Genomic DNA, 22,603 nt, shown 5'->3' with positions numbered 1-22,603 from the left:
TCCTTCTTAAATCATGTTGAGGTAGTCATTTCGTTTTTCTTGAAGAACTACATATGCATTTAAAAGCGCTGCTGTACCATCAATACGACGTCGTTGGTTCTTTGTTTTATTTGGTTGTATATTTAAATTTTTATCAACGTCTATGGCTGTGTTGGAAAGACACCACTTGTCAATTGTGTGGTTATTATAGTTTATTAACTTAGATTCCAAATCAGCTCCTAAAAGTTTCATCGGGCTAGAAAGAGTTTGTTTACCTTGTGCGATAGGAATCATAGATTCTTTACCAAAATAACCTTCCATTTCCTCAACCCAGTACTTAGCTGACCACTTATCATAACCAATCCAAGGTAGATAAATGCCATATTCATCTCGTATTTCTAAAAACCATTTCGTAACAAATTTATAATGAACGGAATTTCCCGGTGTTGTTCTTAATATTCCTTGCTCGTGCCATAAATTATATGGAATTTTATCTTCTTTACTTCGCTGCTCCAATAAATCTTCTGGAAGCCAATACATCTGCTTCACATAAATATGTGGGTCCTCTGAAACCATAAAAATAACCTTCGCTGCTGTTAAATCGGTAGTTGAAGATAAATCGCAACCACCAATTCCATAGGAAGGCTTTAGCTTTTCTATATCAAAAGTTTCAGGATTATTTAGTTGTTCAAAAGTCAGCCATGCTTCTGTTGAAGTTTCTCTTATATTAAAATCTTTCGTTAGTAAGTTTTTTACCAACAAAGAATTTGCTTTTGCCTTGTTTACTTTTGTTTCAAGTTGGTCTATCTTTTTTATCGATCCAAGCCCAGGATTTGCTTTCTTCCACTTTGATGGGTCAGTCCATTCCTCTCGTTTATCCAACTCATAGATTATAGGTAAAAAACGATCATCCTTATATCCATCCGGATCATCGAGTCCATTTAACAACATTTCTGCTTCTTCATATTTCATATCATACACTGACTCTCGGACAGTTCCGGCTGTTGTAATCATAAATATCATTGGCTGTTCTCGTGAAGAAGTACCATCTACAATAACGTCATATAAGTTTTTATCTTTCCAAGCATGGATTTCATCCATCATAGCACCATGTACGTTAAGTCCATCTAAAGTTTCACTATCAGAGCCAAGTGGTTTAAATGTACTATCATTCCATTCAGAAACCATTTCAGATACTAAAGGTTTAATACGCTTTAATAGTGCTGGTGACTTCTTTACCATTCGCTTTGATTCTAACCAAACTAATTTCGCTTGGTCTTTCTTAGTTGCTACCGCATAAACTTCTGAACCTGGTTCCCCATCTGCTATTTGCAAATACAATCCAATACCTGAGCCAACAGTAGATTTTCCATTTTTACGAGCAACTACAAGTAATACTTCTCTGTATTTTCTTGTGCCATCTATTCCATGTACAAATCCAAATGCTGCTGCAATAAATGCCTTTTGCCATACTTCTAAAACAATTGGTTTTCCGCCCCATTTTCCCTTTGAGTGCTTACAAAAGTTTTCGATGAACTCAATGGCATGGTTTGCTTTCTTTGAGTCGTATTCATATATACTTTCTTTATCATCAATATCACTTACTAATTTCTTATATATTCTACGAACTTTTTCACTAACAATTTCTTTTCCCGATTCAATAAGGCTGTAATATTCAATGATTGGGTTATAAGACAAAGGATATTGTATCCTCATTTATTCATCACAAAGTCATCAAACCCATCATCCTTCTCCTTACTTTCAACTGGTTTTTTAGGTATGTAATCACCCAACTGCTTCATTATCGTTTGATAACTTTTATTCATAGCTATATATCTTCTTGCCGCTGGTCTTTCTCTTTCATAAGGCTCTTGATTCTCTGATTGCGAGAACATTTCATCGTAACCATTTTCATCTAGATCTTTACGAACATCTTCTAATCTTACACGCAAATCTGCCGCTTCAACAATTAGACCCTCTACTACCAAGAGGGTATCTTTTGGCATTTCTTTATATATACGTCTAAGTCTGGTTATCTCTTTATTAACCCGTTCTTCTTTTGTTAGTTCTTTCTTTATCGCCATAAATAACACCTCATCTCTTCTGCATTTTGGGTAGGGGGGTCACGTGAAATGACCAATTTATTTTTTGAAGGTACCTCATCGGTCCTTCGAGAACTCGAAAAAGATTTTGAAATGGGGGGGCTTTTATTTCTTTGGAAATATCAGCGTTCACTTTTTATTTTGATTTTTATTCTTTTTTTATTAAATCCCCATTCCCATTAAACATTACTCCTTCAACAACTGGACTATTCTTCTCATGATGTTCACGGTTGTGGCAATCCTGACATAAAAGTTCTAAGTTATGAAAGCTCAATGTAATCTCTGGGTTATTTATATTCTCTGGTGTTATGTAATCCTTGTGATGAACAATCTTCCCTGTCCCCTTACACCTCTCACATAATCCATATCTAAATTTAAAATATGAATCCCTACACTTCTTCCATGCTGTGGACTTATAAAACTTCTTTGCATATTCCTTTGCCATGCATCCACCTCAAAACAAATAACCGCTCAATGTTGAACGGTTATCCTTTATATAAAGTTATACGAAACCCAATACGGTAAATGAAGTTTTATATAACATAATCGTCATTAATCCCTATCTACTATTAGGTGGCTTTTGTACGACAAAAATAAAGTTTTTATCTCTTATTGAACAAACTTATATTGAATGCAAATACTATCAATAGCTTTCCTCTCAACATTTAATATCCTTATATTATTTTATAAAAAAACATAGATTAATTAACCGAATTTCCTTTACACGTATTATAATACGTGTTATAATAAGAGTATAGAAAGGAGGGAATAAGGGAGATGGACATTCTAGATATGTTAGACAAAGTAAGCGGGATTTCTTCTTTCATCTTAGCGATATACATACTTCTCAAAGAAAGCAAAGAAGAAAAAAATAAGCGTCCTCAACGCAAAGGTTCCAGCCGACCAAGCAGAAAACCTAAGCGAAGAAAACGCAAGTAACCCATTGGGAAACTCAACCAACTGGTTGGGTTTCTCAAAAAAATATTATCATCTCCCATATCTATATGTCAAAAACTTCATTGATTTTAAATACTATTTGTTTGTTTTTAACAATTCGTTTCTTTATTGTTACCGACTTTTCTAATTTACAAATGTTAGATACTATCTACCTAATAGTTATTATTTTATGGATTCTGGTCTTCACCATTTCGATTATCAAGAAATTGAAGAAGTAAATCCATTACACTATATTTAGCAGGAGGAAAAGCAAATGAGCACTTACCAAGATCGCTACATCTACCCATCTATTTTTGATTTTTCTAATGAGCAGGTTACTGTTACATTTCCTGACTTAGCAGATTGTCATGCTAATGGTACTAACTATGAGGATGCTTTTGAAATGGCTAAAAAGACATTAGCAACTCATCTATATGGAATAGAAGAAAATAAAGGCACTATTCCACCCGCATCTAATCCAACTTCTATCCAAACTAAAGACAATCAAGTTATTGGCTTAATGGAAGTATGGATGCCACCATTCCGTAGTGAAATTGAAAATAAAGCAGTAAAGAAAACATTAACTATTCCTCATTGGCTTGATAAAATGGGAAAAGCTAATAATGTAAACTACTCTCAAGTATTACAAGATGCATTAAAAAAGCATTTAGGTGTTACTGAAAATAAGAATATGTAAAAGAAAAGAGATGAAGTTATCTTCATCTCTTTTCTTTTGAAATATGTACAGAAAAACCCCAATTATCCCCGTTCACTTCAATGAATCTATAAAATTAGATAGTTCTCGTAATAAAATACTATTTGGAGTAACAGGCTTCTCTTTTAAGTTTTCCTCTATGCTTATTCTAAGGCTTTTCAATATCTTTAATTCAGGCTCTAGTTCTTTTTTTATTGGCATTACATACCTTGTTTTTAAAAGTCCATTATAAAAATATAAATTTCGGTTTTCTAGTTCTAATATAGTATTTATAAATAATTCATTATCTAACAAGTTAAACATCGGTACTTTCTGTTTATCCGTCTTCATAATATCAACAAATTTATGAATATCTTCTTTTACTAATTCAAATAATTCAATTGTATCTTTTCTTTCTATTTCTAATTTTAACTCAGCAATTATTGAATTTATTCTATGTACAATTAATTTATGAGTTTTGTTATCACCAATATTACTGCGAAGTTTAAATATTACATCTCTCTTATCATTAATACGAGTGATAGTCTTAGCTTTTTCTAGACCAGTAAGAATGTCATTTTTTAGTTTTTCTGTAGTTATATCCATTAGTTTAAGATTTATCAATTTTTCATAGCATTTATACGCAGCATAATAATTGTATACATTAATTTCACCTTTTAATATTTTTCCATATGTTAATGCAGACAACCTTTCAAACTCCTCATCAGAATAGTTCCAATATTCATCATTTATGAACAAACTACATTCCATATCATTATTATTAATACGTTCTATCATTTCATTGGTTTCATACTCAAATAACTGTAAGTCAAAAATACCTTTTCTTATAAAAATCTCAATGAATTTTAAGAAATATAATTTTCGGTTTGCAGTGGCATATTTAGATTTTAACGATTTGAGATACTCCCGTCTCACTTCTTCTTGTTGTTCTTGTTCTTCTTGTTTCAAATGAACATTTCCAGAAAATTCCATATTAGATGTTATACTTTCTAAAATATCATTTCCTTTCGTACCTGAACGTATCTCAAAGCCAATAGCCAATGTAAAATGAAGAAAATTGGTAATAATTTGTTCATTTAAATCATCATAGGATTCTTGAATTTTACTATATATCATTTCAAAGTCCATGATTATTTGCTTTAAAATACGTATATTATTAGTCGAACTACTTAGAAATACTTCGTCAATAAGATTTGCATTATCACTCAGAACTCTTCGACATTCCTCGTTTTCCACTGTGCCAATCAATAGCTTCACTATTTCGGTATGATTAGGACTATAAGATAAAGTCCTTCCAATAACTTTTTCCTTGATTTTATTGTATGTTTCTAGGTCTGTCATTTCATCTTCATTTGCAATAATTATTACCTTAGCTTCCCCATGTTCCACTAATTTATTTATATAACCTAATACATCACTAATATCAATACTACTTCTTTCTAGATCATCAAAACAAAATACAATTTTATTTAAAGCCATTATATCTTGAATATCTATCTCGGTAGTATCAAAGCTCTTTGCACTCATCCCCATGAACTCTAAATCTTTTAATCCCGAGAGAACTGCACTACCCCATTTAACTACTTTTGAATTATCGAATATTTTCATCTTATTTTTATTTAAACATAAATTTAATAATAGTTTATTTTGGATATCCATTATGTTAGCAAGACCATATAAAGATATATATATTGGTTCATATTTTTGATTATCAGTATTGGATATTTCTTTAATCTCATCCATTAAATATTTCTTCCAAAAATATGTTTTCCCACTTCCCCATGTACCATTCAACACTAATGCATAATTTGTTCCATTTTGTTTTATATAATCTTTTATACTTTCTACTATAGATTGATTCATTTTCTCTTCTCCCACTATATTTTTTGATTTGCCCCTTAAATATCCAAAACCCTAATCGTTATTTTCCACCTTCCAATATCACACCCCTCTCCGTATTTATTCTTCATATGGTCTATATTTACTACGCAGGACTTCTAATTCTTTCTTCTTCTCTTCAATGTCTTCACGTAGAAACAAACTCACTCGTTCCATTTTCTTAAATGGCACAAGTTTACCATCTTTAATCATTTTACTAATTCTCGCTTTACTAATCCCTAAAACATCCATTACCTCTGGGGTCGTTAATACCTCATCATGTAAAAAAGAAAGCAGTTGCTCTTTATCTTCAAACTTGTACACTTTATTCACCTCTTTTTTCTTTAAAAATTCCATAGAGTCTCAATGACGTATTTATTATATAAAGGACTAAAAGAATGATTAACACGATATCCAAAACAGTTTTAAAAATACTCGCTTCGACTGAATCTCGAAAATACGCAAAGTAAAACAGTGTAACGAAAATAATTAAGATGTTCGATGAATTACTTGTTTTCTTCATATTGTTTACAAATTGGCAAGTTGTTATAATGTGTATAGAAGAGAGAAGATGGGCTTCTCTCTTCCGCTCAAAATCATTTTCGTTTACGTCTGGCTGGGCGTTTTCGTTTGGTTTTGAGCTTTTTTACTTTTTCGTGGATGACTAGGACTTTTTCAATGATTGTTAGTGCTGTAAGTATCATTCCTAGTATCAGTGCTAACTTTGCCAATTTGTTTCCCCCCTTTCGTTCTTTCTATATTTATTATACCACGCCTATTAACTTAGGTAAATAGATATTTTAATATTTCTCCACTTATATTTAAAGACTTGTACAACTCTGTAAAGGCTAATAAAATACAAAATAAAAAAGTATCCCTTATGGATACTTTTTACTATCAGAAAAATATTTTTCAACTTATCTTTCTAGTTTAGAGACAAACTCAAAACCTTTTATTTTCTTAAATTTCATATAAATGTTAATATATATATCTTCATGAGTTAACATTCAATCGAATTAAACTTCCCATTTTTGCAATAAAAAAATCTCCTTATTTCGGTTCACTTTTTTTATAAAACGTTACAATTTTATTTTTAATCCACAGTTTTTGAGGATAATTTATAATTAATCTTCTCCTAGTTCATATCTTCGGTCTAACGATCCATATTTCCGAATATACGTTCCTATTTCTCCTTCTGCCCCCACTAAAAAACCATACAATATCTCAAGATAACTTATAAAATCCTCTACTTCTTCATCTGAAATTTGTGTTTTATTGGGCGATTCTACTTTTTCAATAAAGCCTTTTATGTTAAAGACAATGTACGAATTATCAATATGGTATTTATTGAACATATCTAAATCAATATCTAGATTTTTAAAATCATCTATTGGAACTTCAAACAATTTTTTTCTTAGTTCTTCACTAACCCCTTCATCATTAGACCCTTCATATTTATAGGTATTTTCATCTTCATACGAATAACCAGCCTTATTAATGATATCAAAGAAATGATTAATTGTAGGAAGGACAGAGCGAGCGATAGCACTTTCGGTCATTTTAGGATCACTGCTCCAGATACTATCTGTATTATGGATTAATTTATCGAAAAATTCCCGCTCAAATTCTTTAATTATTTTTTGATCTGTGAAAGTAACTCCACATTCAAATCTATCTCCGCTACCTAAACTAAAATTTGCCGATCCTATATGTAAATAGTGTTTTGATAAAAATACCTTACTATGATTTCGGGGTATTTTATTTAAATTTACAACTGCACTTATTTCAGTAGTACTATAATCCTCTACTACATTGCATTGATCTTCATTATAGCCGATATGTATACGAACATCTTTTTTCCCTAAATCAGTTATTATTGAATATAAAGAATATTCATCCCTTTTACTTCCATTTAAATTGAAATTATATGTTGCTATTTTTATAAAATCTTCTTCGTTAAAATCATGAAGAAAAAGAGCTTTATACCAATTGAGAGAATCTTTGAACAATTCTATAGTTATACCATTCTCATACAATACTGTTTTTCTAACAAGACTATCATACGTCGTTTTAATAACCTTAACATCTGAATTATTTTCTTGTTGGCTTTTAACATTGTCACTATTCAAATTATTATGTTGTTGGATTAATTCATTAAATAAATATTCTCTAATATCATTGACTGTTTTTAAATCGGTAAATTCCACACCACATTCTATATTTTTATAATTTTTATATCTAAAGTTAAAAGAACCAATATATGCATATGATTCAGTTAAAAACATTTTACAGTGATTATCTTTTATAATGTAAACTGTACAGTATTCATCATTATAATTTGCATTTTTCTCACCGTGTTTTACGCTATTTGTAATTAAACGCAAATAAATTTTATGCTTATTACATGTATCCTTTAATCTCTTTAAATCATGACTGCTTATATTATAAACTGCAACATCAATCTTTTGCTCTTTCCTACATATAGCGTCATTAATAATACCTTGATAAAATCCGTCAGGCGAAATGCCAAATACTATATTTGTATCTTGATTATATTTAATTTTTTCAAACATAAGTCTATCCCCCTGATTAACATTTATTCTTTATGAATACTACAAAGATATATAACTTAAATCGAAAATTTTACAAAAGCACCTCCTATTTCTATAAAGATAGCCCTGTAACTTTATTTTTTATGGTAATTTAGATGCCATTCAAAATACTCAGCATTCTCTTTATTCCACGTTAAGCATTCTTTTCCTTGGAGACTCTCAATATAATCCCTTACTGGCTCTGGTAAATTATCTGTATTAACCAAGCTAATAATTTCTCCATTCAAGACAGTAATATACCCTTTCTCAAATAAATCATCACAGCCAAATTTACACATAGGTATGGCTATATTTTCAATATCCAATCTTTCTTCTATGCTACAAAATGCTCTTTTCTTAATATGTGCAGCTACAAGTAAATCTATAGGGTACTCTTTCCCACAAATTCCACAGTTACACGTTTTCTTATCATTAAACAGGTAGCCACGTAATATCCCTTGTTCTTTTCTAGCCTTACCTTTTATCTCATTATCCAATGAGGCACTTTGTTCTAAGTCACCTATAATGTCTTTGATATTTTTCTTTGTTTCTTCCTTTGTACTAATTGGAGCATAAGAAGAACTATACAAATCAAAAGCACTCATTATTATGTTACTTTTCTCTTGGTCTAGTACTCTAAAGCCTTGTATTAGATTTCCCTCTTCATAATCTAATAATCTATTAAAGACACTTAAACTAATGGCTTGATGCTTTATTTCATCTAAGAAGTAAATATACTCCCAGCTTTCACCACTATCTGTTTCTCCCCACAGATGCTTTGCTAATTCTAAATTATGTACCTTATATGCGATGGTAGCAGATGCAAAAATTTGCTTATTCGCTGAAAAGAGTGCTATATCTCCTCTTTGAATCTTTTCCCATTGTTTTATCTTCTGTGGACTTGGAGTTATCCCCCAAACACGGATTAAGTTTCCTTTATAAATTTCGGATAACTTATCAACATCCTTTTGTTGTAAGTAAGGCTTAATTTTCTCAAATTCAATGCCATTACGCATTGTGGATTGAAAATTAAATTTAGCTACTTTATTCCCTGTAGGTTGCAGTATTACGTTGTACATACACTTACACCTCTTCTATTTTATTTAGTTTTCTAAAGTTCGTTATATTTTTTATTCGATCCAAATGACTTTTCAACGGGATATTTCCTTTGATTTTTCTCTAATTTATTTTTAATTACGTCTTCTATATCCACATTCATTTGGTCAGCCAATAAAATTGAATAAATTAATACATCAGCTAGTTCATCCTTGATATTTTCAAGATTTTGTTCTATTGCATCTTCACTACTTTTCCACTGAAAATTCTCCAATAACTCGCTAGCCTCTAATGAAAGAGAAATTGCTAAATCCTTAGGGTTATGAAATTGCTTCCAGTCTCTATCATCTCGAAACTTAAGAATTTCCTTTATTGTATTTTGATTCATTTTTGAATCCTCCCGCTATTATCCATTTGTAAATCCTTCTACAATTATATAAAACCAATTGCTTCCATTGCAAAAATTTAGATATACTAATTTTAAAAAGATAGACTAACAATAAATATAGTTTTCTCGGAGGAATACCTATGGCAAATAAAAACCCTTGGTTAAATGAAATCATAGAAATATTAACGGAGTTAGGTGGAGCTGGAACACTAAGTCAAATTAAAACCAAAGTTATGGAACGTAATAAAATAGACCTAAGTAAATATAAGCATGAACAATCAATAGGTGCACAAATAAGAAAGACTATCTATTATCATTCTAGTGAATGTGATATTTATAAAGGAGAACAGGACTTATTTTATGCTGTAAACGGTAAAGGAAATGGATGCTGGGGATTAAGAGACTTCGATAACAATAATGATTGGGATTTCATCGATCCTGAGGAGGAATTTTCTGAAGGGAAACAAATACTTAGAACTCATTTATCCTATGAACGTAATAGCAAAGTAATTAGGTTAGCAAAAGAACGTTTTAAACAACAACATGATGGAAAGCTTTTCTGTGAGATTTGCGGTTTTGACTTTCATAAAGTATATGGGGAATTGGGAAAAGATTATATTGAGGGACATCATACAATCCCTGTATCTCAAATAAAAGAAGGAGAAAAGACTAGAATTGAGGATATTATTATGGTTTGCTCTAATTGTCATAAAATGATACATAGGAATAGACCATGGTTAAGTAAAGAAGAAATTTGTCTATTATTAAATAAACCATTACTCTAAAAACAATAAAAGTCCCTTTTCAATAAACAGGGACTTTTACTACTCTTTATGTATATTTTATTCCAAATTCTTTAGTAATATCTTTAGTTAATTTTGCTAATACTCGTTTATCCATGTTTTTATCTTCCACATAATTAGAATATAACAGCCTTACTGCATCCTCTTTTACAGAAAATAATTCAGGAAAATCTTTACACATAGCTTCTATTCTATCATCATTGTACTCAATTGATTTTACTATTATCTCACCCACATAATCTGTATGAGCATTGTATAAAGAGTTTAATTTAAACGTTCTTTTATTATTATTAATTTTTTTAAGTAGAGATTGAAACTCCTGACGACTATATTTTTGTTTTTCTACCCCATTTATTTTAAAGCCAATCGAAAACATTTGAGGATTACGGATCCAAGCATTAATATAGTCTATCTCCCCTTCTTCATTATTAAACTTAGCAGTAAACTCAACTAAGTCTCCAAAACCTTCATCATACGGGTTTAAATGTGTCTCAGCGCCTGTTTCTTTATTGCCTTTAAGGTTAGAGTTACAAACATGACAACATGGAATAAGATTAAAAAAGGAAACTGCAAAAAAAGGATAACGCGATTGACTATAAAAATGATCTAACTCCGGTCTTGTTCTACCCTTTTCACCCTTTATTGGTTCAGCGATAGTGATAAACTGTCTGTTACAATAAGGACAAACTTCTATTTTCAAACTTTTTACTAATTCATAAGCTCCCCACTTCCCCTTACCGTACACCCTAGAAAAACGAGAATAGTTAAAGACTTCGTTAATTTTTCTATGGAGTTCTTTGACTTCTTCAATATAATGATTAACGCATTCCAACTCACACTCCACTTTTTGAATCTTTATATCCATTTCTGACAATTTAACTCGCAAATCTTTTATTTCTGCTAATGGTTTTCGTTCTTCCTCTAGCTCTTTTTGTTGTTTTGTTTTCTCTTCTAATTTCTTTTCTAGGCTATTCAGTATTTTTATCTGATGCATAATAAATTTATTGTTACTCACTATATTTTCTAGAATCTGACTTAAGCATTTTGGATCGCCCATTATTATATCTTCAACATTATCGTATAAATATGTAAAAAACCTTCTCTGCAATATATTTGTTTCATTATCTTTAAGCTCTCTTAATTTATTCAAAAAACCTCTTTTATTAAAAAATTCTTCAAAATGTCTTTTAGCAAGCGCATGCAAATTATGCCTTTTAATTATTATCATTTTTCCAATTCTCCAACTCTACTATACGTGATTTGAGATTCTTAATTTCATTATTTACATTTATCATTCTAGTTGAAAGTCGGTCTTTTAACATTTGAGACAATTTATTACGAATTAACGGCTCTCCTATTAAATTAATAGTCCTCTCGATTTTCTTTTCATTTTGTAAAATTTTATTAATATCTTCTTTAACAAGAAGATGAGCTATTTCATTAATTTTCCTTTTCGCAAAGGCACCCGTAACGCCATCCTCCATAAAGAAAGAATGAGCTAATAAAGAATGAATATTCGCTGCAAAAGTTTGATGATATTCTTCTAAATCATCTATAATTATAGTGTTTTCTCCATCTTTTTTTAAAAATATTACATTTGTACTTGGAAGATCCGAAACGATAAAAGGAGAATTTGATGTTAGTATTAATTGAATATTTCTTTGTTTCATTGCATCGCTATTTCTAAATACAACTGGAAAGTACTCAATTAAGCTATTCAAAAATTTCCCCTGCCAATGCGGGTGTAAATAAACTTCTCCCTCATCAATGAAAATTATTAAATCATTCTTAGGATTCCTAGTTAATTCCCACCTTTTAGAAACGAAATGAAAACGTGAATAAATATTTAATAACGCTTTTTGCCCACTGCTAAGATCTTTCCACGAAAACATCATAAAATCATCTGTTATATATGAATTTTCATACAAATCCACAAAGGTCTCTAACTCTCCCCCAGATAACTCTTCAAGGTTAAAAGACATTTTATAATTTTTTCTTCCAACCAGTGTTACTCTATGCCGATAAGATTTATAAAACATTAGCATAAATAAGGTAAGGGATTTTAACATATCTGCTAATTGACTTAATTCTTCATTCTTCTTTCGAATTATTCTTGCAAATCTCCTTATTTCTCTAATCAACCTAATAAAATCATTCTGGTAATTATAGTCATTTCTATCTTGAAAGAATTTAAATGGAATTTTCAAAACTCTTCTACTTATCCTTCTTTCATTCAATTCACGAAGCAAATGTTGAAGTATACATTTAGTAAAATCTATTATAACCTTTCTTTCTATTCCATCATGTGGTATTTGGAGCTGATTAATCTTCCGAGCTCCAATTTCCCTAATAGACTTAATTACATCTGTTTTGTCATTCGTTTCATAACTAAATCGCCCTGGAAAATGATCTCTAGTTCGAAAGGTTATATCAATTTGGTCCGGTACTTTAAATGGTAATTCAAATTGTTTTAAATCATTATTGACCGCTTGAATAAAATGAATTTGTCGCTTTACTTCTTGAAATTTAAAAGTCGAGTCTTCTCCTTCAATTAAATCTAATCCATAATCTAATCCATACATATAAAAATTACTACTAGATAAATAGTTTGTTGATATATTTAACATGTTCTCGGATATATATTCTTCTTTGTTATCATATACATTCGAAAAATAAATTAAAGTGGTTTCTTTTAAGTTACGAGGAAGATCACTACCAATTCTCATTTCATAATAAAAACTAGTATCATTCTCCATTTTAATCTTAACCTTCATTTCTTTAGAAAAACATATGTAATGTTCCATACGTTTATTTTTATACTCACGTAAAATATAAAGATATCCCTCGCTTTCCTCCTCATTTTCTTCACGACTTCCCGATTCGCCAGTTCCAAAATTCTCTTTCAAAAAATCAACTACACTTGACTTACCAGCTCCATTTTGTCCTACAATAGCAGTTATATTTCTAATATTTGCTAATGATTTCGAAGGCTGTTCTTTTAATTGAAAAAAGTCCTCTAGATAGTTTGGATTAGATTTTATACTTAACTCAAAAATTCCATTCCCATCTTGTTTCAATTGATATTTAAAGCGATTATCAAAATTAAACCCTTGCCCTTTTATTAATCCTTCTTGAAGATTTTCAACCCATACATATAAAAGCTCCACTGCATCGTCCTCCGCCAAAAATTCCTATTTACTTTATTTGTTTCTTATTACTATATTACCAGTCAAATTAAAGAAATAACATTGTTAGATAGTCCTTAATTCACTATTCATTTATACAAGTTAAAAGCCTCATCCGCAATTGCAGAAGAGGCTCTCATTTACCTGTCTAGCTATTTTCTTTTCAGCACGTTCTATCATAGATTGTACCGTGCTACATGTAATATCTAGGTATCTAGCAATCTCCCTATATGTTAAACAATATCCTCGAGACATAAGGTATACTTCTTTCTCCCGATCCGTTAACAATGATAATGCATCTTCCAATCTAACTTTATCCCATTCACCAATTGCATGTTCTTGTTGATGACTGTCCCACTCATATAAGTTATCATCCATGCTACGAAAGTATCTTTGCATCAGCAATGGATCACATGCTCTTTCTCTCTGATATGCAGCTAACCTTTCAATTCCTCTACGAGTTCCCGGTCTTCTCGCCTTTTTCATCCATTCTAAGGAATAAGAAATGTCGCTAATCATATCAGTCAGAATCTTTACATCTTCCTCTTTAGCATCCTTCTGTGCTTCTCTCAATTGCTTTAAAGTCGTGTTATATTGCTTAATCAAATCCTGCATAACCTATCCCTCCTTATAAACAAAAAAAGAACACCGTATATAGACTGTACTTCTCTACATAACAGTGTTCTTTTATTACTTTCATATTTAATTTCTACGCTTCTCTCACTAAACAAGTGACTTACTACTTATATAGTCAGAGAAACGGAAAACCGTTCCTCATAGACACAAATCTGTAAGTGTAGCTAATGCTTCTAATTAGTTTGGTAAAGTTCAAGAGAGAAATAAAGTGTTGAGGTGCCCCACGCCTCTTTGAACCGAGGAAAGTATGGTTAGCAATTGGACATTCGGAAGGAACATCCTCGGCTCAAAGAGAGGTGTAACCCTCTCCCTCGTTGGTCGGACCCTTACTTACGTTTATTCGTGAGTAAACTATAATTAATTGCCCAAGCCCGAGAAATTTAGATAAATCAAGAAACAACATACAGTACCATTTCCGTGGCAGTTCTTATGACACTTTTAATGATACTAGCACTTATAATGTATTTTTTATCAGTTTTTTATCAAAATTATTTAATCTCTTTTTCTATCATTTTATAAAAAAGAGCACCCTTTAAGGATGCCCTTTCTACTATCATATTATTTAATTATTAATAATTAAACTTTAAAAAGATATACTCATCGTGTTTTTTAAATATCATGCTCTTTATAAAATTTTTTGATATTCTTACTTTCTAAAGCTAACAAACCATATGAGCTATTTAGCCCTTCAATTTTAGATTTTAAATAACTATAATAACAGTAAGTTTCACCCTTAAAGAAATAAGTCAAATCTATAAAAGCAAGTTTATTTTTTTCAACCTTAATCTTTTTTACTGAACATATATAAAACTGCTGTATCGAAATTAATAATGCTGCTTTTAAATAGCAGTATTCATAAGAAGTTTTACTAAAAGTTATTTTTGTAGAAAGTACTTTAGTAAGGTTTTTACTTAATTCTAAATCAGGGTGATTATTATCAATGTCCTTAAAAGATTCCTCTATTAACCATTTTACGTCCTTAAAATCAAATGTTTTAACAAAATTTTTGATTAAAAAGCCCGCACTTTGATAGTGTCCCAATTCAATAGACTTTACAATACCAAAAAATATTATTCGAGAGGTTTTATTCTCAACATCCTGGTAACCCCTAACACTCTTGGTGATATTCCGCATTCTGATGCCCTTACCAATAACCTTTGTATTTTTATGTTTTTGAGATTTAGAATTCTGTATCAAATCTAAAAATACATTAGTGGTATCTGTTAATAACTTTACATTATTTTTATGTAACGCTTTAATAAATAAAGATGTTACTAAAGCTAACAAATCATTTTTAGCAAAATTTGCTCGTTGTTCCTCTCGCTTAAGTAAAGATTTAAAAATTCTTGCCGTTCTGTTGTCATTATTCTTGTAGAGCGTTAGAATGACCTGGTAAAGTATATAATAATATTGATCGTAAAAATCCTTAAAAAGCTCTTCTAAATCTTTATGCTTAGTAATTCCCGTTTTTTTTCTATTTATTTTTCTATATACTTTCCATTCTCTTTTCAAATCCTTATGTGCGAAAAACAAGAAAGGATGAATTCTATTAAAATTATCAATGATTTTATTAACCTCTGTATCTTTCCCACCCTTAAACGAAATTTCGAGTAAGTCATTCATATATCTTAATGTACTGACATAAAGGTTATAATATAGTATTCCAGAGCACGGAACAATTTTATTAAACTGTTCTTGATTTGAATTTATATCTATTATTTTTTGTATTAATACACTGTCTATTTTTTCCAATGAACTTGCAAAATCATAACTTAACTTGTATTTATCTTTTGCGGTTAAAATCTGAAAACAAATTTCTGATGCGATATTAATTTCTAACAGTTCTTTTTGTAATTCTTTTGAGAATGTATAATCATTTTTATACCATTCTTTTTTATTTTCTAATGCAGTTTTAATCTTTTTAAATGCTTTTTCAATTTTATTTATATTATAATCATATTCTTTTAAAATATTTATATTTCTTAAAATTATTATATACGAGAGTCCAGCGAACACTATCCATATAACAGACACAACATCCAAATATAATAATTTCCAAAATGATAAATCCTTCACTGTTTTAGAATCAAAAATTAAGAAAACATTAGATAATATTAATAAACCTGTAATGCCTAAAAAAAACTTTAACTGCACTGGTTTTTTTCTTTTAAATAAAGAAAACGCTACCTCCTTCTGTTCTCTATAAGCAAAAATAAATATAGTGAAACTTAAAGGTATTATTGTCTTTAGTATTCCATTCATAAAATAAATGAAGTTCCTTGAATACTCCATAAAATTCAACGATATTAACATTGTTATTATTTCATTTGTATATTCAGACGATTTTTCTAACAAACTTTGCTTTAAAGCTATTAATATTGTTATTATTTCATTTGTATATTCAGATAAAATTTCCCAAAAACCTTGCAAAACTAATGTCCCCCCATAAAAAAGTAGAGTGAATCATTCACCCTACTTAATTCCCCTCAATTATATATTCTCGTTCAAAATATTCTTGAATGCTTTCTTTGTCAATAATCTCATTACTATAATCTCTCAAATCCAGTCCTTTTCTTGCATTTTTCCAAGGTGCTTCATTATGAGTCATCTCTTCCAACACCTTACCGTTGTAGCTTTTAAATATATTCCAAACATCATCTAATAGTTCTCTTTCTACTATTGTTAAATCCTCCATATTTAAATCATTTTGTTCTTTTATATCGTTATAAGTGAAACCTTTATATTCATTATAAACTTCAGGAACCACAGGTCCATGTAACCAAGCTTGAATTTCCTCTTCAAATAGTGGACGTCCTAAAATCGCTAAGTGGAACCCTTGCGCATAGTATAATAATTTTTGTAATTTTAAATTAGTAATATTTTCCGGTGTACCAGGTCTACTTTGATTTATGAGATATTTAGCAACATTTAACACATTCGCCATATTTATCCCCCCTATATTACGTTATTCGACATTAATATCAAGATTCCTTTAGAATATAATTCACAAAATTATTATAGCACAAAAACTTTGATAAAATTATTAGAATATCTTATTATTATGTTTATTGTGTCCTATAAATATTACAGCATACTTGCATAAAAAACAATTAATGAATATTCTTATTAAACTTTATTTAACTATTTTTTCAAATCGACTTTCGCAAAAAATTCACATAAACTCTTCAAAACGATAGTGTGAATTTTAATAAACGTGCGTTTTAATATCAAGAAATAAAAATATTATAAATTCCTTATATATTAATTATTTTACAATATATATATGTATATCCCCTTTATATTATACTATGCACAAAAGTATTTTTTAGTGATTAAAGTACTATTATACCATCCATTAATTACAAGCCTATATCTTGTTTCCTCTTCATTTCAACCATTTATACAATTTTTCACATTTACAGTTTACTTTACAGAAAAACTAACCAATAATTCATTTTCTTTTAGCCTTAGCCCCTCTTATCATGCTCATTATGTGGTGCGATTAAACAGGCGATGGATAAAATGTAGCGGATAGCTTGAAAGTCCATTTACATTTCATCTAGTATTTTTTCACCTATCTAGATATTTATTTTCATTTTATAATAAATATAAAACCGCTTTATTTAGCGGTTTCTCACCCTTCTACCTCAATTCCCAACTTATAAGCCAACTCACACAAAGCCTTATTCCTCTTCCTATAATAATCCGGCTGAGACATATTCAACATCCTACATATCTTTATCCAACTAGGCTTCTCTTTCCCTAGATAAGCTAACTCAATAAGCTGCTTATCCCATGCATCCAGCTTCTCTACACCTCTTCTGATTTCTTGAATATAGTTAATCCGTTCTAAAACGGTTTTACTCACGCCGATCACCTTACCATCTTGTACACGCTCTATGTCTCTTTCATCTATATTTAATAAAAACAAACGATACTTTTTCAAAGCTTGAAGCACATTTTTTTTCGTCTGCTCTTTGTTAAGAACAGGTAGGGCAATATCCAACATACTCTCACTCCTTCACCATTTTCAAAAATGTATCCAGTGGCATGACTACCAACCAAGGTTTTCTATCAGCCTTAATTGCTAGTGCATCTGGCTGTTCACGTTCATCCTCCAACCAGTTATATAACGTTTTGAATCCTTCTTTCCTCGCTTTTACTTCCCATTCAAGACCTAAACCCTTTACATCATTTGAATACCCATCCATCGCACCAGAGAGCGGTACGCGAGCACCGCCTATCAAACTAGCAAATTCTCTTTCACGTCTCATTCCTTTATCTCTTTGACTTTTCCCCATTTATATATCTCCATTTCTTTAAAAGAATTATTTTGTTCAAATTTTCTTATATATACATCTATTTCCTTATATGAAACTATTACTATATAATTTGACATATCATTATATTAGTAAAAAGGAGCCTTAATTATGGAACTGTGGCAAATCGCTCTACTATTATTAATAATCATTTTCCCCTTAGACATGTACAAGAAAAATAAAGATAAGAAGGCCCATAAAAGTTATTTGGATTTACTTCGCCAATCTAGTATTAATCAAATTGATCAAATGAATGGCCGACAATTCGAAGAATACTTAAGTTCCTTATACCAATCACTCGGATACCAAACAGAAGTTACCAAAGGTTCTGGTGACTTTGGAGCTGACTTAGTTTTAAAAAATAATGGTACAAAAATCGTTGTACAAGCAAAACGCTATAAAAATAAAGTAGGTATTCAATCGGTACAAGAAGTTGTTGGAGCTAAAAGATACTACGACGCTGCTCATGCTTGGGTTGTAACTAATAACTATTTCACAGAACCAGCACGTAAGTTAGCGCATGCAAATGATGTATTACTTATAAATCGTGACCTATTGATTAAATTAAGTGCGCAAGTAAATCGAGAAAAAGCAACGACCCGTGCTGAAAGATATATATCTAATTAATTTGGACACTCCTGTTAGTGTCTTTTTTTATAACCTTTTCGCTATCTCATACACCACATCCACAGTTACTCCATTACCAGCTTGCTTATACAATTGATTTTTCGATGTAACTGCAGCTGCCTTATCAAAATATGAATCTGGAATCCCTTGCAATCGCCACGCTTCTCTTTCAGTAAGCCACCGCAATTTATCATTATTTGTTAAGATTGCCTGTTCCCTAGATGTGAGAAGAGTTTGAGCTACTCCCTTACCGACACGCCCTCTTCTCGTTTTCGATTTAGGAAAGGCTAAATTTACAGTGTCACCACGATAAGCAACGTTATATCCCTGTTTCGTAGCTTCACGAACAAACACCTTACCTTCGCAGATACCAATTACACAATCTTTTACTCGATCCAGGTCAACTAAATACTCGTCTGGTGTCTCTCCCTCTAAGATGTGCGACAATGAAAAGTCTCGTTCTGTTCTGAGGAATTCCACACTCGGTTGAGGTGATAGTTCGCCATTCTGCATCATACCCGACTTCATCCAAGCTAGAGAGAATACGGAATAGGTCCCATCCTTTATTAACTCGTAGCAAGTTCTCAACGTTTTCAAAGAGTAATCGAGAGGGTTTTTTAGTTTCATCTGCTTCCCTAATGATTCGTATAACTTCTCTGAAGAGTCCTGACTTTTCTCCTGCCAGTCCTTTTTGTCTTCCATTCTTTGAAATGTCTTGGCAAGGGAACCCGGCACACCAAATATCTGCTGCTGGTATTGTTGATCCGGTAACATTTCTGATGTCATTTTCAGTCCATTCTCCTTTCGTATCATGTATAGCTTCATAAGTGGCTCTAGCATCCTTGTCCCACTCAACCCAACCAATGCATTTATGTCCGGCTTTTTCTAGGCCCATCCGAAACATCCCGATTCCTGCGAATAGATCTATAAAACTAAGATTCATATAGCCACCTCGCTTTCTATTCAAATCTAATAAAAAAACATTTTTATTTAGCTTCTGTTACTTTCCATTTCCGAAAAACTCATCTACCCACTTTTCAACTTTTACAACTTCTTGCCTTAATTGTTCTGCTAACTCCGCGATTTCAGCTTGAGCACCTTTCCCTTTTCTACGTTTATTGTAGAAGTCTAAAAGCCCTCGTAAATTGACTGTTAAGACCAGGTTAGTTGTAGCCGCATTTGGAAGTACACTGCGAGCATCCTCAGCAGGAATTCCTAATGATCTAAGTAGGTCATAATCACTTTGTAGTTTGTACATCATCTGATTGTAAGCTTTAACTACTTGTTTTCCTTTAGCTTTAACAGTTTCAGGCACTATATAATCAAACCCGCCTATCTTATCATCACTTCCCATACGTACATATCTTTGAGACTGGACTGAGTAACTGAATCCTACACGGTGACGTGTTAACTGAGTGAGTAACGCTCTGCTAACTCCTTCTACTGCAAAGGTATATGTTAGATGCTCTAGTGTTGAAGTATGCCCCGAACCTACAATATGTCTAATGAGCCTATCTACTTCTTTTCCACCTTTTCCATCAGTTGCTTTGCCCTTGAAGTACTTCTCTCCCTCTGAAGATACAATCCTACTAGGTTTATTTGGTGAGTAGCACGTACGGATTGCCGATAAAGCTACCACTTGCCCATGAGTAGGATTAAATCCTTCCTCTCCAAAACCAGATACAAGAGATAAATAATTTATAAACTCCTCAGATAATTGCGTATGTGCTAGTAACTTTACATCCATATCTAAATTCTCCATTTCTTAATAAAATTCAAATTTGATTAATATCCGTTATCCTGTCTCTCAAAGTTTTCCGCATTCTTCTCCTTATACGAATTAATAACATCCTCATAAGTAAATCCGTACAAATAGCAAATACGAAAGAAGATGCCAAACGCTCGTCTTAAATGTCCCATTGTTGTGGTTAAATCTCTGTACTGACACCATGCTCTTTTTGCGGTCAACACATCTTGCATATACCATTCAAATAACATATTCACATTGCTTGTATCTTTTCTCATAATGGATTGCATACTGAACGATGGGATAAGCTCATGCCTCCATGTACATTTATCTAATTCAATTACAATGTTCATAAGAAAATGAAGACCATCAATTAATTCTTCTAATAGTCCATTCTTAGGAACTCCAAATCCTGTACTCCACATCTTAAATGCTCGAGTTTCGTTCCATGCTTCACTGATCTCTACTAGTAATGCACGAAACAACATATCCATTTTGTCATTTCCTTTATATCCAATTCGTTTATCCAGTTCTTTTTGCATTTCGAATAGTTCCGTAATATCAAAGTTTTGTTTCTTCTCTTCAGATGTAATCGTGTGTAACTGAATCATTATAAGTTCACTCCAAGTTTGTATTTTAGTAAGAATATAGTCACACTGATTAAAAGCCAGCTGACTAAGATAATTGCCATTTCCTTTTTAAAGCTCACTCTTCTCCCTCCAACATTTCCACTAACTCCTCAAACGAGCATTCGAACAAATCTCGAAGCCCATCCTTGGATTTATAAATACCTCTATCAATCAGTTGATCTATGATGTGTTGATGCAAAACTACCCCACCATGTCCTCGACACAAAATTGTAATTCCATACTTTTCACAGGAAAGTATTTTACTGGAGTATCTTTTTCATTAATTGCTACACAGCCTAAAACACCCTCAAATTTATTATCCTCAGTCTGAACAACTACTTTATATAGGACATCTTCTCGTTCACAAATGTCACCTAATTTAAACTCGTCCATTTTACGGTCCTTCTTATAAAACATCATGAAGCGCTCAAATTCTTCTAACTCTTCATCTGTTGCCTTTCGGAATGTACGTCCTTGATATTTTTTGAAAGAACATCCATTTTCATAGAAACGATATTCCCCTACTTTTAATCCCATAATTAAGTAATACTTGGTTTGAGTCTCCTCTTTTAAAATTCCGTACCATTTCCCATTTGAGCTTTCCATTACAAACATTTCACCGTACTCTAAATTCAATGGTTTCTCATAATCTACAAACTCGTTTTCAAAAAAGAAATTCATACCGATTGTAGATGGTACAATACGCTGACTACTAATTCCTAAAACCTCATGTTTCCCCTTTTTTAATGTGTGTGCAAAAAAATCATTTTTTTCTTTAATCCAATTCGTTTTCATTCTTTCAATCGCTTCAAATCCTGTATATGTTTTCATTCTTTCCCCTTCGCTTTCTTTAGCATTTCTTCAATCCGTTTTCCCGTAGTATTTTTATAGTCTTCACATGACCATTCAGCGCTGTTTGTCGGAGAGGGTGTAAATACCATTCCCCAACTACTAATGCTTGAAATATGGACATGAGGACGAATTACAGTAATGGTCATATTAGTTCGTCTCC

Annotated in this window: 27 protein-coding genes; 4 read left to right on the top strand and 23 right to left on the bottom strand. The window is 31.4% G+C overall.

Going from position 1 to position 22,603, the window contains the following annotated elements:
- Positions 1 to 6 precede the first annotated feature (6 nt).
- From MR147_RS25235 to MR147_RS25225, 3 genes are all read right to left on the bottom strand, one after another.
- Positions 7 to 1,695 carry a terminase large subunit gene (locus MR147_RS25235; RefSeq protein ID WP_242304837.1) on the bottom strand — a complete coding sequence of 563 codons (1,689 nt, stop codon included), beginning with the start codon at positions 1,693 to 1,695 and terminating at the stop codon, positions 7 to 9.
- Complete coding sequence (locus MR147_RS25230; RefSeq protein WP_042510948.1) at positions 1,692 to 2,063, bottom strand: hypothetical protein; 372 nt, start codon at positions 2,061 to 2,063, stop codon at positions 1,692 to 1,694. Before MR147_RS25230 ends, MR147_RS25235 begins: the two co-directional genes overlap by 4 nt.
- A gap of 166 nt (positions 2,064 to 2,229) precedes the next feature.
- Entirely contained in the window at positions 2,230 to 2,526 is a 297-nt protein-coding gene (locus MR147_RS25225) for an HNH endonuclease (protein WP_242304836.1), read from the bottom strand.
- Between the two features lie 332 nt (positions 2,527 to 2,858).
- On the opposite strand from MR147_RS25225, the gene MR147_RS25220 reads away from it, so the two are divergent.
- Both MR147_RS25220 and MR147_RS25215 read left to right on the top strand, forming a co-directional pair.
- Positions 2,859 to 3,020, top strand: a complete 162-nt coding sequence (locus MR147_RS25220) for a hypothetical protein (protein WP_000353140.1) — start codon at positions 2,859 to 2,861, stop codon at positions 3,018 to 3,020.
- A 271-nt stretch (positions 3,021 to 3,291) separates the two neighbouring features.
- Complete coding sequence (locus tag MR147_RS25215; protein ID WP_242304835.1) at positions 3,292 to 3,714, top strand: type II toxin-antitoxin system HicB family antitoxin; 423 nt, start codon at positions 3,292 to 3,294, stop codon at positions 3,712 to 3,714.
- 72 nt (positions 3,715 to 3,786) lie between these two features.
- On the opposite strand, the gene MR147_RS25210 is transcribed toward MR147_RS25215, so the two are convergent.
- The 6 genes from MR147_RS25210 to MR147_RS25190 form a co-directional block, all read right to left on the bottom strand.
- The gene (locus MR147_RS25210; protein WP_242304834.1) at positions 3,787 to 5,595 is read right to left on the bottom strand and encodes a P-loop NTPase fold protein; all 1,809 of its coding nucleotides are present in this window, start codon (positions 5,593 to 5,595) and stop codon (positions 3,787 to 3,789) included.
- A 96-nt stretch (positions 5,596 to 5,691) separates the two neighbouring features.
- Positions 5,692 to 5,967 (bottom strand): helix-turn-helix transcriptional regulator, encoded by a 276-nt coding sequence (locus tag MR147_RS25205; protein WP_242304833.1) that lies wholly within the window; start codon positions 5,965 to 5,967, stop codon positions 5,692 to 5,694.
- Positions 5,968 to 6,206: 239 nt separating this feature from the next.
- Complete coding sequence (locus tag MR147_RS27105) at positions 6,207 to 6,341, bottom strand: hypothetical protein (RefSeq protein ID WP_001086026.1); 135 nt, start codon at positions 6,339 to 6,341, stop codon at positions 6,207 to 6,209.
- A 393-nt stretch (positions 6,342 to 6,734) separates the two neighbouring features.
- Entirely contained in the window at positions 6,735 to 8,183 is a 1,449-nt protein-coding gene (locus MR147_RS25200; protein ID WP_242304832.1) for a phospholipase D-like domain-containing protein, read from the bottom strand.
- Between the two features lie 113 nt (positions 8,184 to 8,296).
- Positions 8,297 to 9,280 (bottom strand): HNH endonuclease, encoded by a 984-nt coding sequence (locus MR147_RS25195; RefSeq protein ID WP_242304831.1) that lies wholly within the window; start codon positions 9,278 to 9,280, stop codon positions 8,297 to 8,299.
- A gap of 32 nt (positions 9,281 to 9,312) precedes the next feature.
- Positions 9,313 to 9,645 (bottom strand): nucleotide pyrophosphohydrolase, encoded by a 333-nt coding sequence (locus tag MR147_RS25190; RefSeq protein WP_201040115.1) that lies wholly within the window; start codon positions 9,643 to 9,645, stop codon positions 9,313 to 9,315.
- A 140-nt stretch (positions 9,646 to 9,785) separates the two neighbouring features.
- Between MR147_RS25190 and MR147_RS25185 the strand changes: the two genes are divergently transcribed.
- Entirely contained in the window at positions 9,786 to 10,430 is a 645-nt protein-coding gene (locus MR147_RS25185; protein WP_242304830.1) for an HNH endonuclease, read from the top strand.
- 46 nt (positions 10,431 to 10,476) lie between these two features.
- Here MR147_RS25185 and MR147_RS25180 read toward each other — a convergent pair whose 3' ends face one another.
- The 7 genes from MR147_RS25180 to MR147_RS25150 form a co-directional block, all read right to left on the bottom strand.
- The gene (locus MR147_RS25180; protein WP_242304829.1) at positions 10,477 to 11,676 is read right to left on the bottom strand and encodes an HNH endonuclease family protein; all 1,200 of its coding nucleotides are present in this window, start codon (positions 11,674 to 11,676) and stop codon (positions 10,477 to 10,479) included.
- The gene (locus tag MR147_RS25175) at positions 11,663 to 13,615 is read right to left on the bottom strand and encodes an AAA family ATPase (RefSeq protein WP_242304828.1); all 1,953 of its coding nucleotides are present in this window, start codon (positions 13,613 to 13,615) and stop codon (positions 11,663 to 11,665) included. The genes MR147_RS25180 and MR147_RS25175 overlap by 14 nt, the downstream gene beginning before the upstream one ends.
- 129 nt (positions 13,616 to 13,744) lie before the next feature.
- On the bottom strand, positions 13,745 to 14,248 hold the full coding sequence (locus MR147_RS25170) for a sigma-70 family RNA polymerase sigma factor (protein WP_242304827.1): 504 nt from the start codon (positions 14,246 to 14,248) through the stop codon (positions 13,745 to 13,747).
- A gap of 630 nt (positions 14,249 to 14,878) precedes the next feature.
- Complete coding sequence (locus MR147_RS25165; protein WP_242304826.1) at positions 14,879 to 16,699, bottom strand: hypothetical protein; 1,821 nt, start codon at positions 16,697 to 16,699, stop codon at positions 14,879 to 14,881.
- A gap of 46 nt (positions 16,700 to 16,745) precedes the next feature.
- Positions 16,746 to 17,213: a Panacea domain-containing protein gene (locus MR147_RS25160; RefSeq protein WP_242304825.1), complete on the bottom strand. Its 468-nt coding sequence runs from the start codon at positions 17,211 to 17,213 to the stop codon at positions 16,746 to 16,748.
- Between the two features lie 690 nt (positions 17,214 to 17,903).
- Positions 17,904 to 18,278, bottom strand: coding sequence for an ArpU family phage packaging/lysis transcriptional regulator (locus MR147_RS25155; RefSeq protein WP_242304824.1), 375 nt, complete (start codon positions 18,276 to 18,278; stop codon positions 17,904 to 17,906).
- A 4-nt stretch (positions 18,279 to 18,282) separates the two neighbouring features.
- Entirely contained in the window at positions 18,283 to 18,570 is a 288-nt protein-coding gene (locus MR147_RS25150; RefSeq protein WP_000520472.1) for a hypothetical protein, read from the bottom strand.
- Between the two features lie 183 nt (positions 18,571 to 18,753).
- Here MR147_RS25150 and MR147_RS25145 point away from each other — a divergent pair, with 183 nt between their 5' ends.
- Positions 18,754 to 19,215, top strand: a complete 462-nt coding sequence (locus MR147_RS25145; protein WP_242304846.1) for a restriction endonuclease — start codon at positions 18,754 to 18,756, stop codon at positions 19,213 to 19,215.
- Positions 19,216 to 19,242: 27 nt separating this feature from the next.
- Here the strand turns inward: MR147_RS25145 and MR147_RS25140 are convergent, their stop codons facing one another.
- The 7 genes from MR147_RS25140 to MR147_RS25110 form a co-directional block, all read right to left on the bottom strand.
- Complete coding sequence (locus MR147_RS25140; protein WP_242304823.1) at positions 19,243 to 19,731, bottom strand: DNA cytosine methyltransferase; 489 nt, start codon at positions 19,729 to 19,731, stop codon at positions 19,243 to 19,245.
- Positions 19,616 to 20,110: a DNA cytosine methyltransferase gene (locus MR147_RS25135; RefSeq protein ID WP_242304845.1), complete on the bottom strand. Its 495-nt coding sequence runs from the start codon at positions 20,108 to 20,110 to the stop codon at positions 19,616 to 19,618. The genes MR147_RS25140 and MR147_RS25135 overlap by 116 nt, the downstream gene beginning before the upstream one ends.
- Positions 20,111 to 20,215: 105 nt before the next feature.
- Positions 20,216 to 20,962: an FAD-dependent thymidylate synthase gene (gene thyX / locus MR147_RS25130; RefSeq protein ID WP_242304822.1), complete on the bottom strand. Its 747-nt coding sequence runs from the start codon at positions 20,960 to 20,962 to the stop codon at positions 20,216 to 20,218.
- 38 nt (positions 20,963 to 21,000) lie between these two features.
- On the bottom strand, positions 21,001 to 21,573 hold the full coding sequence (locus MR147_RS25125; RefSeq protein ID WP_088065473.1) for a dUTP diphosphatase: 573 nt from the start codon (positions 21,571 to 21,573) through the stop codon (positions 21,001 to 21,003).
- Between the two features lie 94 nt (positions 21,574 to 21,667).
- A complete protein-coding gene (fbpA, locus tag MR147_RS25120) occupies positions 21,668 to 21,790 on the bottom strand; it encodes a Fur-regulated basic protein FbpA (protein ID WP_000553935.1) in 123 nt (40 codons plus the stop codon).
- A 2-nt stretch (positions 21,791 to 21,792) separates the two neighbouring features.
- Positions 21,793 to 22,422 carry a hypothetical protein gene (locus tag MR147_RS25115; protein WP_242304821.1) on the bottom strand — a complete coding sequence of 210 codons (630 nt, stop codon included), beginning with the start codon at positions 22,420 to 22,422 and terminating at the stop codon, positions 21,793 to 21,795.
- The gene (locus MR147_RS25110; RefSeq protein WP_242304820.1) at positions 22,419 to 22,589 is read right to left on the bottom strand and encodes a hypothetical protein; all 171 of its coding nucleotides are present in this window, start codon (positions 22,587 to 22,589) and stop codon (positions 22,419 to 22,421) included. Before MR147_RS25110 ends, MR147_RS25115 begins: the two co-directional genes overlap by 4 nt.
- Positions 22,590 to 22,603 lie beyond the last annotated feature (14 nt).

This window comes from Bacillus cereus group sp. BfR-BA-01350 (assembly GCF_022663775.1).
Lineage (GTDB): Bacteria > Bacillota > Bacilli > Bacillales > Bacillaceae_G > Bacillus_A > Bacillus_A paranthracis.
Note: the sequence above shows the minus strand (reverse complement) of the source record. Positions and strands in the feature narration are given on the sequence as shown.